This window comes from Enterovibrio calviensis DSM 14347 (assembly GCF_000621165.1).
GTDB classification, from domain to species: domain Bacteria; phylum Pseudomonadota; class Gammaproteobacteria; order Enterobacterales; family Vibrionaceae; genus Enterovibrio; species Enterovibrio calviensis.
On record NZ_JHZA01000011.1, the window covers coordinates 187,358 to 202,945 of the forward strand.

The 15,588-nt window shown below is 49.4% G+C and carries 13 protein-coding genes and 1 pseudogene; 5 read left to right on the top strand and 9 right to left on the bottom strand.

Features of this window, described 5'->3' with window-relative positions:
• Nucleotides 1–86: 86 nt before the first annotated feature.
• The 4 genes and pseudogenes from rpoD to rpsU form a co-directional block, all read right to left on the bottom strand.
• Nucleotides 87–1,928, bottom strand: a pseudogene (gene rpoD, locus Q365_RS0112000) (RNA polymerase sigma factor RpoD); the annotation flags it as partial.
• A gap of 81 nt (nt 1,929–2,009) precedes the next feature.
• A complete protein-coding gene (dnaG, locus tag Q365_RS0112005; RefSeq protein WP_028023571.1) occupies nt 2,010–3,764 on the bottom strand; it encodes a DNA primase in 1,755 nt (584 codons plus the stop codon).
• A 150-nt stretch (nt 3,765–3,914) separates the two neighbouring features.
• The gene (locus Q365_RS0112010; protein ID WP_028023572.1) at nt 3,915–4,358 is read right to left on the bottom strand and encodes a GatB/YqeY domain-containing protein; all 444 of its coding nucleotides are present in this window, start codon (nt 4,356–4,358) and stop codon (nt 3,915–3,917) included.
• A 25-nt stretch (nt 4,359–4,383) separates the two neighbouring features.
• Nucleotides 4,384–4,599, bottom strand: coding sequence for a 30S ribosomal protein S21 (rpsU, locus tag Q365_RS0112015; RefSeq protein WP_002537656.1), 216 nt, complete (start codon nt 4,597–4,599; stop codon nt 4,384–4,386).
• Nucleotides 4,600–4,794: 195 nt separating this feature from the next.
• Between rpsU and tsaD the strand changes: the two genes are divergently transcribed.
• Entirely contained in the window at nt 4,795–5,814 is a 1,020-nt protein-coding gene (gene tsaD, locus Q365_RS0112020; protein ID WP_028023573.1) for a tRNA (adenosine(37)-N6)-threonylcarbamoyltransferase complex transferase subunit TsaD, read from the top strand.
• Nucleotides 5,815–6,004: 190 nt separating this feature from the next.
• Here the strand turns inward: tsaD and plsY are convergent, their stop codons facing one another.
• Nucleotides 6,005–6,637, bottom strand: coding sequence for a glycerol-3-phosphate 1-O-acyltransferase PlsY (gene plsY / locus Q365_RS0112025; protein ID WP_028023574.1), 633 nt, complete (start codon nt 6,635–6,637; stop codon nt 6,005–6,007).
• 179 nt (nt 6,638–6,816) lie between these two features.
• Here plsY and folB point away from each other — a divergent pair, with 179 nt between their 5' ends.
• Genes folB through Q365_RS0112040 form a run of 3 tightly spaced genes read left to right on the top strand, consistent with a single transcriptional unit; the run spans nt 6,817 to nt 8,501 of the window.
• Nucleotides 6,817–7,176 carry a dihydroneopterin aldolase gene (gene folB, locus Q365_RS0112030; protein WP_028023575.1) on the top strand — a complete coding sequence of 120 codons (360 nt, stop codon included), beginning with the start codon at nt 6,817–6,819 and terminating at the stop codon, nt 7,174–7,176.
• Nucleotides 7,173–7,658, top strand: a complete 486-nt coding sequence (gene folK / locus Q365_RS0112035; RefSeq protein WP_028023576.1) for a 2-amino-4-hydroxy-6-hydroxymethyldihydropteridine diphosphokinase — start codon at nt 7,173–7,175, stop codon at nt 7,656–7,658. Before folB ends, folK begins: the two co-directional genes overlap by 4 nt.
• A gap of 39 nt (nt 7,659–7,697) precedes the next feature.
• Nucleotides 7,698–8,501 carry an undecaprenyl-diphosphate phosphatase gene (locus Q365_RS0112040; RefSeq protein ID WP_028023577.1) on the top strand — a complete coding sequence of 268 codons (804 nt, stop codon included), beginning with the start codon at nt 7,698–7,700 and terminating at the stop codon, nt 8,499–8,501.
• A gap of 173 nt (nt 8,502–8,674) precedes the next feature.
• On the opposite strand, the gene Q365_RS0112045 is transcribed toward Q365_RS0112040, so the two are convergent.
• On the bottom strand, nt 8,675–9,916 hold the full coding sequence (locus tag Q365_RS0112045; protein WP_028023578.1) for a multifunctional CCA addition/repair protein: 1,242 nt from the start codon (nt 9,914–9,916) through the stop codon (nt 8,675–8,677).
• A 216-nt stretch (nt 9,917–10,132) separates the two neighbouring features.
• Between Q365_RS0112045 and Q365_RS0112050 the strand changes: the two genes are divergently transcribed.
• Nucleotides 10,133–12,475: an AAA family ATPase gene (locus Q365_RS0112050; RefSeq protein ID WP_028023579.1), complete on the top strand. Its 2,343-nt coding sequence runs from the start codon at nt 10,133–10,135 to the stop codon at nt 12,473–12,475.
• A 119-nt stretch (nt 12,476–12,594) separates the two neighbouring features.
• Here Q365_RS0112050 and Q365_RS0112055 read toward each other — a convergent pair whose 3' ends face one another.
• The 3 genes from Q365_RS0112055 to Q365_RS0112065 all read right to left on the bottom strand — a co-directional run bounded on the left by Q365_RS0112055 (nt 12,595) and on the right by Q365_RS0112065 (nt 15,422).
• Entirely contained in the window at nt 12,595–13,209 is a 615-nt protein-coding gene (locus Q365_RS0112055; protein WP_028023580.1) for a TIGR04211 family SH3 domain-containing protein, read from the bottom strand.
• Nucleotides 13,210–13,437: 228 nt separating this feature from the next.
• A complete protein-coding gene (locus Q365_RS0112060; protein ID WP_028023581.1) occupies nt 13,438–14,706 on the bottom strand; it encodes an inorganic phosphate transporter in 1,269 nt (422 codons plus the stop codon).
• Nucleotides 14,707–14,741: 35 nt separating this feature from the next.
• Nucleotides 14,742–15,422: a TIGR00153 family protein gene (locus tag Q365_RS0112065; protein WP_028023582.1), complete on the bottom strand. Its 681-nt coding sequence runs from the start codon at nt 15,420–15,422 to the stop codon at nt 14,742–14,744.
• Nucleotides 15,423–15,588 lie beyond the last annotated feature (166 nt).

A 15,588-nucleotide genomic window follows, 5' to 3' on the forward strand; every position in this document is an offset into this window, starting at 1 on the left:
GATTTTAGCCACTTAAACCAATTCTTGGATATGAAAAAGGCGAGCTGTGCTCGCCTTCTCATTTTTTGTTGCTTAACCCGTGTGGATTACTCGTCCAGGAAGCTGCGCAGAACTTCTGAGCGGCTTGGGTGACGCAACTTACGCAGTGCTTTCGCTTCAATCTGACGGATACGCTCACGCGTTACGTCAAACTGTTTGCCGACTTCTTCCAGCGTGTGGTCGGTATTCATATCGATACCGAAGCGCATACGCAGAACTTTCGCTTCACGTGGCGTTAGGCCAGCAAGTACTTCGCTGGTTGCCATGCGGAGGTTGTTCATTGTCGCTGAGTCCATTGGCAGCTCGAGGGTGGTATCCTCGATAAAGTCACCCAGATGCGAATCTTCATCATCACCGATTGGTGTTTCCATGGAGATTGGCTCTTTGGCGATCTTCAGCACTTTGCGGATCTTGTCTTCTGGCATTTGCATGCGCTCTGCCAGTTCTTCTGGCAGTGGCTCACGGCCCATCTCCTGAAGCATCTGACGTGAGATACGGTTCAGTTTATTGATGGTTTCAATCATGTGAACAGGGATACGAATAGTACGCGCCTGGTCTGCGATTGAACGGGTGATTGCCTGACGGATCCACCATGTTGCGTACGTGGAGAACTTGTAACCACGACGGTATTCGAACTTGTCTACCGCTTTCATTAGGCCGATGTTACCTTCTTGGATCAGATCCAAGAATTGCAGGCCACGGTTGGTGTATTTCTTCGCGATAGAAATAACCAGACGTAAGTTCGCTTCAACCATCTCTTTCTTCGCACGGCGGGCTTTCGCTTCACCGATTGACATGCGACGGCTGATGTCTTTGATGCGCTCTACGTTCAGGCCAGTTTCATCTTCGATGATTTTCAGCTTCTGTACGCAGCGACGCAGATCTTCTTCGTATAGCTTTAGACGATCAACGAATGGTTTCTCTGACGCCATTGCTGCATCCAGCCAGTTGTCAGATGATTCGTTTCCGGCAAAGAGTTGGACGAAGGTTTTCTTAGGCATTTTTGCTTGGTCAACACACAGGCGCATAACAAGGCGCTCTTGTGTACGAACGCGGTCCATGGTGGAACGCATTTCGTTAACCAGACGATCGAACTGTTTCGGTATCAAGCGGAATTGCTTGAACACTTCAGACAGTTCTGCAACTGATTCTGCGGTGTCTTTGTGGAAACGTCCGTTTTTGTTGATAGCCGATTGCATTGTGTCGTAAGCCACGCGAAGTTCATTGAACTTCTCACGCGCTAGCTCCGGGTCAATGCCGGTGTCTTCTTCTTCTTCGTCGTCGTCATCATCGTTTTTATCTTCATCCGCTAGCTGCTCATTGGTCAGCTCTGAGCCGATATGAGTTGCTGTTGGTGCGATGTCTTCTTGGCTTGGGTCTACAAAGCCAGAGATGATGTCAGTAAGACGAAGCTCTTCAGCTTCAACTTTGTCGAATTGATCGAGAAGGGATGCAATTGAGCCAGGATATTCGGCAACCGAAACCTGTACTTGGTTGATACCATCTTCGATGCGTTTGGCGATGTCGATTTCGCCTTCGCGGGTTAGCAGTTCTACCGTACCCATCTCACGCATGTACATGCGGACAGGGTCTGTTGTACGGCCGATTTCAGATTCAACGCTTGATAATGCTGCTGCTGCGGCTTCGACGGCATCTTCGTCAGCTACAGTTTCAGACATCATCAGCTCATCGGCATCAGGAGCAGTTTCCACTACCTGAATACCCATGTCGTTGATCATCTGAATAATATCTTCAATCTGATCGGAATCGACAATGTCTTCTGGTAGGTGGTCGTTTACTTCTGCATAGGTTAGATAGCCTTGTTCCTTACCTTTTGCGACAAGCAACTTTAGCTGTGACTGCGGATTTTGATCCATAGACGATATCCAACTTCGGGTCTGAGTGAAGAATTTAGTATGCGGAAACGCAAACCGCCAATTCTAGCAAATTACTAAGGTTCTGACTACTTTCTAGTCGGGGCGGCTTTGAAGCAACTGCCACAGTTCCCGTCTCTCATCGGCTGATAAGCCGACGCTTCTGTCTCGAGCCTGTAATTTGTCTATTTGTTGCGCGACACACTGAGCCAATATTTTGTCCAGCGAGTCTAAAAATACATCTAACGCATTGTCTTCATTGATGGGGAGTTCCCAGCTGGCCAATTTGGCTAACAATGCTTCTTGTTCTGAGCCACGCCAATGTTCGAGCAGCTGTCCTGTCGTAATATTGGGACGATGACGGCAAAGTTCAAGCATGGTGGTGAATAAATTTAAACCGGGCATTCCCAGCGCTTCCACGCCGTCTAACGGCGGGACAGATTCAACAAACCCAGGATTCTGTAATAACAGTGTAATGACTTCACGCATCGGCGTGCGTTTCATTTCTGGTAGAGGCTTGCGTGTTTGTGCTTGCCCTTGTTTGCTGATCAGTTTTTCAAGTTGCTGTTCGTCCGGTAAGCCAAGTTTTTGCCCTAGGGTGTTCCTTAAATATAAGCGCAATGTGCCGCCGGGAACTTTGTCTATCAAGGGAACCGCTAGCGTGGTCAATTTGGCTTTGCCTTCTTGACTGCTGGTGTCCACTTGTCCCATTAGGGTGGAAAAGAGAAATTCTGACAATGACATGGCGCTAGCCAAACGTTGTTCGAACCCTTCTTTGCCTTCTTGTCTCACCATGGAATCCGGGTCTTCGCCATCAGGCAAGAACATGAATTTCAATTGGCGACCATCAACTAAGTGCGGCAGAGCTTGTTCCATGGCACGCCATGCAGCATCTCGTCCTGCACGGTCTCCGTCATAGCAACAAACCACGCTCGATGTTTGTCGAAACAGGGTTTGCATGTGCTCTGCGGTGGTGGCTGTACCCAGTGAAGCAACGGCGTAATCCACATCAAACTGTGCTAACGCAACCACATCCATATACCCTTCGACCACCAGGAGCTGCTTGGGTTCACGGTGTGCTTGAAGCACTTCGTAAAGCCCGTATAACTCTCGCCCTTTATGGAAAATAGGCGTTTCTGGGGAGTTGAGGTATTTGGGTGTGCCATCACCTAATACTCGTCCACCGAAGCCAATCACTCGGCCTCGTCGATCACGAATAGGGAACATAACGCGACCGCGGAAACGGTCATAGCGACGCCCATTATCGTTTTCGATCAGCATGCCGGTTGATACCAGCGCTTGCTGACTTGCATTGTCTTTGCCAAAGCGTGTGCGAACTTGATCCCACTCGTCGGCAACAAAGCCAATGCCAAATTTTTGCACGATTTCCCCTGATAGGCCGCGGCCTTTGAGGTAATCGATAGCAGTTGTTCCCGCTTCGCTGCGCAGTCCACCTTGATAGAACTGGGCTATCTGTCCCATCATCTGGTACAGGTCGCGTTTTTGGTCACTCCGCGCATAGGGGCCTTTTGGGGCTCCACCGTCACTCTGTTCACGAGGTACATCTAAACCTAGCTGTGAGGCAAGTTCTTCAATGGCTTCAACAAATTCTAGACGATCAAATTCCATCACAAAATCGATGGCATTACCGTGTACGCCACAGCCGAAGCAGTGGTAGAACTGTTTTTCCTGGCTCACCGTGAATGAGGGGGTTTTTTCGTTATGGAAAGGGCAGCAGGCACCATAGTTCTTGCCTTGCTTTTTAAGTTTTACCCGCGCATCTATGAGCTCGACAATGTCCAGTCGGGCAAGTAGATCGTCAATGAATGAGCGTGGGATTTTTCCTGCCATAACCTATGTGCGTGTTTTGAATGAAAACGTGAATGTATTCAGTATCTTCTAATATGAAGACAGGAACAAGAATGACTAACGGAAAGATACGAACAAGCCGCGCACTCCCAAAGGGATAGCACGGCTTGTTTGCAGGGTTAGGTAAAAACCTTATGCCAGATTGGATTTAACCAATTGGCTGATTTTACCCATGTCAGCACGGCCCTGAACTTGAGGTTTCAGGATGGCCATGATTTTGCCCATGTCTTGCATGGAGCTCGCACCAGAGGCTGCAATGGCATCTTTTACCATTGCGTCCACTTCGTCGTCGCTGAGTGGTTGTGGCATGAATTCTTCTAAAACGGAGATTTCAGCCAGTTCCACATCAGCAAGGTCATCACGACCTGCTGACTGGTATTGCGATACAGAGTCACGACGTTGCTTAACCATTTTGACGATAACTGCCAGCGATTCTTCGTCAGTCAGAGTTTTCTGACCGTCGATTTCTTGCTGTCTAATTGCAGAGATCATCAAACGAATTGTGCCAAGGCGAGGTTTATCTTTCGCCTTCATCGCTACAACTTGTTCACTCTTAATACGAGCAATCAATTCCATATCACAATTCCTGTATTAATCGTAATTAGTACAGGCGAACGCGGCGAGCGTTCTCGCGAGCCAGCTTCTTCAGGTGACGCTTAACAGCGGCAGCCTTAGCGCGTTTGCGAACGGTAGTTGGCTTTTCGAAGTGCTCACGACGGCGAACTTCAGAAAGAATACCTGCTTTTTCACAAGAGCGCTTGAAGCGACGCAGTGCTACGTCGAATGGTTCGTTTTCACGTACTTTAACTACTGGCATGTGCCTTTCACCTCAGGGGTTGTTCGTTAATCGCTGGAGACAAAATGACCAGCTTTGATTAAAAATGGTGCGGAATTCTAATCCGATAAGCGGGTGCTTGTAAAGCATAACTGGTGAATTTGATCGTGCCCATGTAATATTGCGGCCTGTTTTTGAGTCGACAGATTGAATATCAACGAAGTGAGCTGAGGTGTTATGCGAATTCTAGGCATCGAGACATCGTGCGACGAGACTGGCGTGGCGATTTATGATGATGAAAAAGGGCTGCTGGCGCATCAGTTATACAGTCAAGTAGCGGTGCATGCTGACTACGGCGGCGTGGTGCCTGAACTGGCTTCGCGTGATCATGTGAAGAAGACAATTCCACTGATCAAAGCGACGTTGGAAGAAGCGGGTTTAACCCCAGAAGATTTAGACGGCGTGGCTTATACGGCGGGCCCTGGCCTTGTTGGTGCCTTGTTGGTTGGCGCGACCATTGGTCGTAGTCTGGCGTATGCGTGGAACGTGCCTGCGGTAGCGGTTCACCATATGGAAGGTCACTTGCTGGCGCCAATGCTGGAAGATAACCCACCTCCGTTCCCGTTTATCGCTCTGTTGGTGTCTGGCGGCCACACCTTGTTGGTGGAAGTGAAAGGCATTGGTGAATACCAAATCCTTGGCGAATCTATTGATGATGCTGCCGGTGAAGCGTTCGATAAAACAGCGAAACTGATGGGGCTAGATTACCCTGGTGGTCCGCTGCTTTCTAAGCTGGCAGAGAAAGGAGATAGCTCGCGCTTTACCTTCCCACGTCCGATGACGACGGTGCCGGGTTTGGACATGAGCTTCTCTGGCCTGAAAACCTTCACGGCGAACACCATTGCGGCGAATGACAATGACGATCAAACTCGCGCAGACATTGCTCGTGCATTTGAAGATGCCGTGGTAGATACGCTAGTGATCAAGATGAAGCGTGCCCTTAAACAAACCGGCATGAAGCGTATTGTGATTGCAGGCGGCGTGAGCGCTAACCGTTTCCTTCGTTTGAAGCTGGAAGCCTTGGCGACGTCTATCGGTGGTGAGGTGTATTACCCACGTACCGAATTCTGTACGGACAACGGCGCGATGATCGCGTATGCAGGTATGCAGCGTTTGAAGAACGGTGAGCACAACGATTTGGGTGTGAAAGCATTCCCGCGTTGGCCGATCGATCAACTTAAGCCGGTTGAAGAATAAAATCAGTTCCTAGGAAGAGCGGGTCCTAGGAAAAGAAAGGTCCTAGAGCCTAGGAAGAGTAAGAGCAGAGCCTAGGAAATGCGATAAACAGAATTAAAAAAAGCGGCGACTGATTTTCAGTGCCGCTTTTTTTTATGTATTGGAAGTAATGATACTTTCCCTAGGACCTAGGACCTGCTATTCCTAAGATCTATCCCTCTTGTTCTTCCTGCTCTTTATCCGCGTTAGCCCTTTTCTTTTTGTTCCACACTTTTTGCTCTGAGCCGCTGAGCAGTCGCTTTATGTTTTCTTGATGACGGAAGATGATAAGACACGACAGCATAGCAACAGGCATAGTGAACTGGGGTTTCACTAACCACGTAAAGAGTGGAGCAAACAAGGACGCCATCAGCGCGCCAAGTGATGAGTAGCCCGTGAGCAGTAAGGTGGCTATCCATGTGCCTAGCATCATGCCTGTGAGGTCTAAGCCTATTGGGGCGATAGCACCAAGGGCGGTCGCGACGCCTTTACCGCCTCGGAAATGAAAGAATATGGGGTAGATGTGGCCAAGGCAGGCGGCGATACCAATCAAGCCGAGCATGAAGGGGTTGATACCCATTAAGTAGCTTGCCCACACCGGAATGGTGCCTTTTAGCATATCGCACAGTAAGACCAAGGCGGCGGCGAGTCGCCCGCCTAAACGAAACACATTGGTGGCACCGGGGTTTCCTGAACCTTGTTCTCGTGGATCGGGGAGACCGTAAAGTCGACAGATCAGCACTGCGCTGGAAATGGATCCCAGTAAGTAAGCAGCAACAATCATCAGCATTCCGAGTGCGGTCATTTTTTCATCCAGTTGAACATTCGCTAGGGCGGTGAGAACTTGCTATAGTTCGCGCACCAGACACAAAGTATCCAATTTTATAGAGATTTTGTGTATATGCTTCACAGCGATCTTTGCGGTGATTGAGCGATGTTACGTGCTTTTGCGCATAATGGGTATCCGACCTCTGAATTTTTTGAGTGAACATGGATTTAGTATTTATTGACCAGCTAGAGGTCATCACCACCATCGGTGTGTATGACTGGGAACAGCAAATCAAACAAAAATTGGTGTTTGATATTGAAATGGCACATGACAACAAACCTGCAGCCAGCAGTGATGACGTTGCATTTGCCTTAGATTATTCAGCCGTGAGCGGCGCGATCCTTGATTTGGTCGAAAACGGACGTTTTCTTCTGGTTGAGCGCGTAGCCGAAGAAATTGCCACGCTGATTCAAACGCAATTCTCTGTGCCTTGGGTGCGAGTGAAGGTCAACAAACCGGGTGCGGTGCCTCAAGCACGCTCTGTGGGTGTTGTGATTGAGCGAGGCACGCGGTGATTCAAGTTTTGGTCAGTGTTGGTTCGAATATTGAACGTGAGCATCACATTGCGGAAGGGATCGCTGCGCTTAGAGTGCTTGATCCAACTTGCCGTTGCTCTCGCATTTTTGAAGCCGTACCGGTGGGCTTTGACGGGCCGAACTTCTACAACCTTGTTGTCGAACTTCATACGGAGTTAAGCCTTGAAGGTATTATGGCGGCGTTGCGCGAGATTGAATCTCGTTGGGGACGTGAGCGTGATGCTGTTAAGTTCCGTGATCGCACGTTAGATATTGATCTGCTGACCTATGGCGATCTTTCGCAGCCTTCTGGCCCTGTGTTACCAAGAAAAGATGTGTATAAATTTGCCTTTACCCTATGGCCACTGGCAGAGCTTTGCCCTGACCAAGTGATCCCCGGTGACTCGCAAACTTATCAGCAAGCTTGGGATGCGTTCAGTGACGAACAACCTCTGTGGCCTGTAAACGATTTCTCTTTGTGATTAATTCCTATTTATAAATAATTTGAGTGACTATTCATTATGAGTATGTTTGAAGCCTTTGCGCTGGCTTTAATTCAGGGCCTGACAGAATTCCTTCCTGTCTCGAGCTCTGCGCACCTTATCCTTCCTTCTGAAATTCTTGGCTGGCAAGACCAAGGCCTGGCATTTGATGTGGCGGTCCATGTCGGTACATTGTTGGCCGTTGTCGGCTACTTCCGAAAAGAAGTTACCCAACTGCTTGGTGCGTTTTTCCGTTCGATCTTTAAAGGTGAGCGTTCTTCTGATGCCACTCTTGCATGGATGATCGCATTGGCGACAATTCCTGCCTGTATCTTTGGTTTGTTCATGAAAGACATTATCGAGATTTATCTGCGTTCGGCGTGGGTGATCGCGGTGACCTGTATTGTGTTTGGTCTTCTGCTTTGGTGGGTGGACAACAATGCAAAATCTGAAATCGATGAATACAAGACCACACCTAAATCAGCGTTGTTGATTGGCTTGTCGCAAGCATTGGCGATGATCCCGGGTACCTCACGCTCTGGCGCGACCATGACCATGGCACTTTACTTGGGTTACACTCGTGAAGCGGCGGCGCGTTTCTCGTTTTTGATGTCTATCCCTATCATTGTTCTGGCGGGTAGCTACCTTGGCCTAGGGCTAGTGAAAAGTGATGTGCCTGTCATGTGGGCACCTATCTTGGTGGGTGTGGCGGTGTCGTTTGTCAGTGCTTACATTTGTATTCACTGGTTCTTGAAGCTGGTGACCACTATGGGCATGAAGCCGTTTGTGATTTACCGCATTGCGCTGGGTCTTGGCTTGATGGCATTTCTTGCCACGCGATAGGGTTAAGAGCAGATAGAGCAGGAAAAGAAGGTCCTAGGAAGAGCAGGTCCTAGGAAGAGCAGAATTTAGAGAAAGAAAAAGCGGCGTCTGGTGACAGTGCCGCTTTTTTTGCGTTTCATTGGGATGTAATCTGCATTTTAGGACCTAGGACCTAGGACCTAGGACCTTGATTATTACTCCGGCTTTTCTGGCCTCGCCTCGGCAAGAAATCCTTTCACTGCTTCAATTCGTTGACGTGTCAGTTCTTCGCGGATCTGCGGCCCTTGAAAGCCCGCCGCTACAATGTGTTTTACTTCGACGCTCAGTGCTGCCTGAAACGCGCCTTCTAACAAAGCCGCTTGCGGATAAGCGCGGGTTTCAAAGCCCGTTCTTCCTTGGTGGTCAGCCTCGCTGGCAATGGCAAGTTGCGGCACTTTCTCTGGCTTACGCCAACAATCATTACGATCAAAGATTTTGATGAAGGTAGCGGCTTTTAGCTCGCCCGCATTGTGTACATTGGTGTGCTCGGCGCAGACCAATAAGCCTGCATCGCGATAGGTGTTAGGTACGCGAATTCGCTGGCACAGCGCTTTCACCGGCTTTAGCCCGAGCTTGGTGTGCAGCTTGTGGCTTGGCCACTCTTCTTGTGGTGTCAGTGCTTTTCCGAGATCGTGCACTTGCGCGGCAAAGCGGATCACGGGGTCATTGGTCAGTTCGGCGGCTTGTTTGGCAACCATCAGCGTGTGGATGCCGGTATCAATTTCTGGGTGCCATTGTTCGGGCTGCGGTACGCCAAACAAGGCATCGATTTCTGGCAGAACCACAGCAAGTGCGCCGCAATCACGCAGGACACGAAGAAAGACTTCTGGGTTGGCGGTTTGTAACGACTTCTCCCACTCTTTCCACACGCGTTCTGGCGTCAATGCATCTAGCTCGCCACTTTCTGCGATGGTGCGCATTAAGCCCATAGTGTCGTCTGCGACCACAAATCCAAGGTGATGGAATCGCGCCGCAAAACGCGCCACACGGAGTACGCGTAAAGGGTCTTCCACGAACGCGGGGGAGACGTGACGCAATACTCGGTTTTCGAGGTCATCTTGCCCATGATAAGGGTCGATAAGGCTGCCATCATCGGCTTCTGCAATGGCGTTGATGGTCAGGTCGCGACGCGCGAGATCTTCCTCAAGCGTTACATTGGGGGCGAAGTCGCACACGAAGCCAGTATATCCCGAGCCCGATTTTCGCTCGGTGCGTGCAAGGGCATATTCTTCATGGGACTTAGGGTGCAGGAACACGGGGAAATCCGCGCCGACTTGTTGGTACCCCAAATTGAGCATGGTGTTGATATCGGCACCCACTACTACCCAGTCTTTATCTGTAACACTGAGCCCCAGCAATTTGTCTCTTACTGCGCCGCCAACGAGGTAGGTATTCACATGACTATCCGATATTTAAGCAATAATGTAGTCATGATATACCCAAACAACGCCAATATGCAGGGGTCAGCGAGGGTAGAATTTTGTATGAGTGTGCAAAAGCTGCGAACCTGCCCCTGATTCATGGGTCACACTCAGTGATAACCTTTACATGGTTGGGGCGCCGCGATACCGTGACGTGCCAATCAAACAGGATTGAGAACACAGAGAACCTTCATGTATCAAGATTTCTTCCGCCTTACCGAGTCGCCATTTGCGATCGTGCCAAATCCAAAATTCTACTTCTTGAGTGAACGACACAAAGAGGCGTTGAGCCATGTGCTGTCGGGTATCGAAGACGGTGGCGGCTTGGCATTGTTGACTGGGGAAGTGGGTACAGGAAAAACCACGACCATGAAGGCCATGTTGGAGCGTTTACCTGAGAAAACGCAGGTCGCGACCATTCTCAACCCCAGTGTCTCAGTGCTCGAATTATTGCAAACGCTGTGTGATGAACTTGGCGTCACATACCGTGAAGATGACAGCTTTAAACGTCTCTATGACGCGATTACGGATAAGTTGTTTAATAACGAATCGAAAGGCATTCAAACCATCTTATTGGTGGATGAAGCTCAACACCTGATGCCTGATGTGTTGGAGCAGCTTCGATTGCTGACCAACATTGAAACCTCTTATCGCAAGCTGTTGAAGGTCATCTTGATCGGACAGCCTGAGCTGCAACAAATGCTGCGTCAGCCGAACTTGCGTCAGTTGGCACAGCGCATTACCGCGCGCTATCACTTGATGCCACTGACGGCCGATGAAGTGCATCAATACATGACCCACCGCATTAGCTGTGCTGGCGGCCTAGTGCCATTGTTCGATACGGCTGCGGTGAAGCAAATTGCCAAGGAAACCGGCGGTGTCCCGCGGTTGGTTAACTTAGTCAGCGATCAATCGCTCAAGATAGCATTCAGAGAATCTAAGCAGCGCGTAAACAAAGACATCGCTGCACAAGCTTGCCGAGACGTACTGGATTGGCAAGATGCGAGCAAACCTGCTTTCGGTGACTCATCAGAACGTTCTTTGACTCGGTATTGGCCTTACTACGTCGGTGCGATTGGTGGGGCTGCGCTGCTTGCCATCGCGATTCGCATTGGCTTGAGTGGTGGCGGTGACAACGTTTCGCCACAAATCGCTGTAAATGCACCAGCGCCTGTTGTTTCGACCCAGCCCGCCGTGCAATCAGTAGAGACCATTGATACTGAGAATGCTGCGGTGCAAACAATGGCACCAGTGTCAAATACAACGCAAATGGCTGCAGTTAACACGGCAGTGACACCTACCATCAAGAGCACCCCTGAAACTATCGCTTTCTCGGCGCTTGTGGCGGAGAGCTTGAGTGCCGGCTCTGCCATGCAGTCGCTTTATAAGTTGTGGGGCTTTGACGCCGATGTATTTGCTGCGGGTTGCTCCTCGCAAGTACGTGGTGAGCTGGCCTGTTATAAAAGCAAGCTGCCGTTTGATCAGTTAATGACCATTGGTCGCCCTGCTGTGCTCGCCATGAATGGCCCTGAAGGGAGTTCATGGTTTGCAGTGTTATACAGCAAAGGCAACCAACAATATGAGCTGCTAGCAGGCGATCAACGCGTATTAGTTAGCGAAGCGTTTCTCAAGCAGATGTGGAATGGTGAAGCGTTGATATTATGGCGTCCGCCTTTGGGGAATCCGTCTGCTATTAAATCGGGGCAGCGTGGCGAGCGGGTACGTTGGTTGGAACAGCGTTTAAATTTGGTGTTGGGTAGTACCGATCCGATTTCCAATCAGTTTGGACTTGAAGAGCGCAGTAAAGTCCGAGAATTCCAACGAAACAACGACTTGGATGCCGATGGCATTCCTGGGCCTATTACTTTTATGGTGTTAGACAAGGTGCTTGAAATGCCGGGGCCGAGCTTGACGAAAAGTATTGATGCTACGTCGGTTGAAAAAGCACTGATTGCGGATGGTGACATTGTTGTGTTGCCTGACGAAGATGTGTTTGACGTTGCGTTGCAACAACTGCCAGAACCGAAAGACGACGAGGGCGTGGTCGATATTGGTATTGCCCCTTCTTCGCCATCAATAGAAACAGCCTCTGTGAGTGATAATTCAGATGCAACGTCTTCTCGCGGTAAACCAGTGAAATCGCCACTGTCGATGATCGAACAAGATGAGATTTCACTAGACGATCTCGACTTGTCTGAACTGTCACCTGAGCTGGCGCTCAAAGTAGAAAATGCTTTAAGCGGCGACAAATCCCGAACCTTGGAAGCTAAGCTTGAGCGCACGCGCGCGGATGACAATGTGTTGTCTATTGCGGAGCTGTCGAATGAGATGTTAAATCGTCTGCCTAAGATGGATTTCCAAACCCATATCTATGCTTCTAATGAAAGCTCGCGCTGGGTTAAGGTGAATGGCCAAGAGGCACGTGAAGGGGAGTTTGTTGCGGATGGCGTTTTACTTCGTGGTATTGAACCACAGCAAGTGGTGGTGCAGTTTGAAGATGCGCTGATTGCTATTCCAGCGCTGTCGACGTGGTAGGGAATTTCACAAAATAGCACTTTCTACAATTTGGAAGATCAAAAAAGCCGCATGGAAACATGCGGCTTTTTGCTATTTATTCGTCGTTTAGCGTGTTGCTAAAAGTACAACGTCAGACGTTACGCCCAGCCGTTATTACGCTTTTTACGACGTGGGATCAGATGCGGCAAAATCAAACCAAACAGCAAACCACCACCAGCAACCATGCCACCATAGGTGAAGTAGCGCATCAGTAGGTCGTCTTTCTGAGTGTCGATACGCGCACGTAATTCGCGGATTTCAGTTTGAGCATCAATCAGCTTTTGGTTCAGTTCGCTGGTGTGTTGCTCTAGCTCTTGCACTTGTGCGTTGCGCTGCTCAAGTGATGAAATCAGCCCTTTGGTTTTTGCTTCAGTATCGCCTTGTGCACTTTCCAGTGCAGATTTGACTTGAGTTAGCTCTTCTTCCAACGCAGGTAGGCGTGTTTTTAGACCCGGCTGATTGGTGACATATTTAGTTTCAACCCAGCCTTTGCGACCACGGTCATCAATCACTTGGCTGTAACCGGCGTTACGGTTACTGTCCACAACTGTAATCTTCGTTCCCGCATCCACGCTACCAATAATGCGATATTGGGAGCCCGGGCCAGAATGCATGTAAGTGAAAAGTTCGTCAGAGATGTAGTTGTCTTTCGCGTGTGCCGCTGAGACCACTAGCATCATCAACACAGCCAGGGCAGAGAAAAGTTGCTTCACGGATTCTTCCTTTGGTTGTTCGTGAGTGTCGTTAGTTTGTCTTTCTTTCGTCTATATGTCTTGCTCATGGTTGCTTTGGCAATCTTCGAGCAGAAACGTCATGCGATTGGTATCAGATACTAAAAAATTTTCGGGGCTAGGTACAACAAAAGGGAGGCATAACCTCCCTTTTTTAACCGAAGACTGACATCACTGCACAAAAACGTGACGGAAATGCCTTTCTTTAGGCTATGACAACCCGAAGATTGCCTGCATCATGAAGAAGAAAATCACGGCCAGCAGTGCACCTGCTGGTAGGGTAACAACCCAAGATGCCACGATGTTTCTCACCACACCTAAGTTCAATGCGCCAATACCACGAGCAAAACCTACCCCGAGTACGGCACCAACTAGCGTTTGTGTCGTAGAGATTGGCAGGCCAGTACCGGATGCCAGAACCACGGTTGATGCGGTAGCTAGCTGCGCGGCGAAACCACGGCTTGGTGTCAGTTCCGTAATGCCCGTACCAACGGTCGCCATTACTTTATGACCAAGCGTTGCCAGACCCACCACGATGCCCGCGCCACCCAGTGGTAAAATCCACCATGCGATCTGCGTTTTCTCAGCGAGTTCACCCATGTTTTCTACCGTTGAAACGATAGCAGAAAGTGGGCCAATTGCATTGGCAACGTCGTTAGAACCATGGGCAAATGCCATCGCACACGCGGTGACCACCATCAGCAAGCTAAATACGCGCTCGACACCTTGGTAACCATTGGTTCCCGGTACATCGTCTTTGTATTTGCGGTTGATGTACACATAACCAAACATCATGATCAGTGCAGATATTGCGACTGAAACCATGACGGCTTCACCGGTTGTTAGGTGAAGACCAACATGCTTCAAGCCTTTTTTGATGGTGACCATGGCGATGATCAATGCCGTCAAAAACATGTAAACAGGGACAAAGCGTTTAGCGTTGATCAGCGGTTTGTCGGTATCAAAAATCAGACGTTGTGCACTGACAAAAATCACGTAAGCAAAAATGCCCGAGATCAACGGCGTGACAATCCAACTGCCTACAATACCTTGCACCGACGCCCAATCTACGGCTTCAGTACCGACAGATACGCAGGCGAAACCAATGATGGCACCAATGATAGAGTGAGTGGTTGAAACCGGCCAACCCATGAAGGAGGCGAGCAGTAGCCAAGTACCCGCGGCGAGTAGAGCCGCCATCATGCCGTAGACTAACACTTCAGGCTGACTGGCATATAAGGAGGTATCGATGACGCCTTTACGGATGGTGTCGGTCACTTCGCCACCGGCGAGATATGCGCCTGCAAACTCAAAAATCATCGCAATGATGATGGCTTGCTTAACGGTTAATGCTTTAGAGCCAACTGATGTACCCATGGCATTTGCGACGTCATTCGCGCCAATACCAATAGCCATCATGAAACCAAAAGCCGCGGCCACCAAAATAATGATGGTGCCGTAATTCGCTAGGATTTCCATTGTCTTACCTTGTTATTTGTTCGGTGAACGTTGCACTACGAACGAGAAAGCATAAGCTCAAGACGCGAGCCAACACGTTGTGCCTGATCGGCAATTTCGCCGACCCATTCAAGGATCTTGTACAGGAACATCACATCAACCGGGTTGTATTCACTCTCGATTGACATCAGTTGCTGACGTAGATGAATTTGCATCGTATCGGTGTCATCTTCGATGGCATCCAATTGATTGATCATCTCTTCCACTAGCGTAACTTCACGTCCTTTAAAGCCAGTTTCGAGCAATTCATCCAGTTCACTAATAACGCGGCGCGCCTGATCGGCGGCATCGAGACAACGCTGCACATACGCAACAAAGTCTGGGTAAAGAAGGGAAGGTACCTGAAGTTGTCGGCCGATAACGCGACCAGCAATGTCTTTGGAGAGGTTGGCTAGCTTGTCTTGCTGGGTGAGCAGATCAAGCATATCGGTGCGGTCTACAGGGAGGAAAAGACCACGAGGTAATTTGAGACGAATTTCGCGCTTCAAGACATCCGCTTCTTTTTCTAGCATCGAAATTTCGTGTCGCAAAGACTCTGCTGCCACCCAGTCACCTTTTTCGCACTCGGCAAAGAAGGGTACTAGCAAAGAGCAGCAGTCATTGACGCGGCTCACGTGACGTTGCAAAGGTTTTAATGGGCTCTTTGCGAATAGCCCCATGATTGTATTTACTGGCATAGCCGTATCTACCTATCAAGTCAGCATGGCGTGCAGACTAACTTTTACACAGTGGTGTACAAGCGGCGAATGTTAGCGCAATCACATTCTCATTGATACCGTTTCAGATCAATGAAAGTCACTTGCTCGAGTGTCCAATTACCCATATTCTTGGTTGGCTATTGGT

Bases quoted from the DNA above. Each gene is read 5' to 3' on its own strand.
- dnaG (WP_028023571.1), bottom strand. From the start codon at position 3,764: ATGGCAGGAAAAATCCCACGCTCATTCATTGACGATCTACTTGCCCGA.
- Q365_RS0112010 (WP_028023572.1), bottom strand. From the start codon at position 4,358: ATGGAATTGATTGCTCGTATTAAGAGTGAACAAGTTGTAGCGATGAAG.
- rpsU (WP_002537656.1), bottom strand. From the start codon at position 4,599: ATGCCAGTAGTTAAAGTACGTGAAAACGAACCATTCGACGTAGCACTG.
- tsaD (WP_028023573.1), top strand. From the start codon at position 4,795: ATGCGAATTCTAGGCATCGAGACATCGTGCGACGAGACTGGCGTGGCG.
- plsY (WP_028023574.1), bottom strand. From the start codon at position 6,637: ATGACCGCACTCGGAATGCTGATGATTGTTGCTGCTTACTTACTGGGA.
- Q365_RS0112040 (WP_028023577.1), top strand. From the start codon at position 7,698: ATGAGTATGTTTGAAGCCTTTGCGCTGGCTTTAATTCAGGGCCTGACA.
- Q365_RS0112050 (WP_028023579.1), top strand. From the start codon at position 10,133: ATGTATCAAGATTTCTTCCGCCTTACCGAGTCGCCATTTGCGATCGTG.
- Q365_RS0112060 (WP_028023581.1), bottom strand. From the start codon at position 14,706: ATGGAAATCCTAGCGAATTACGGCACCATCATTATTTTGGTGGCCGCG.
- Q365_RS0112065 (WP_028023582.1), bottom strand. From the start codon at position 15,422: ATGCCAGTAAATACAATCATGGGGCTATTCGCAAAGAGCCCATTAAAA.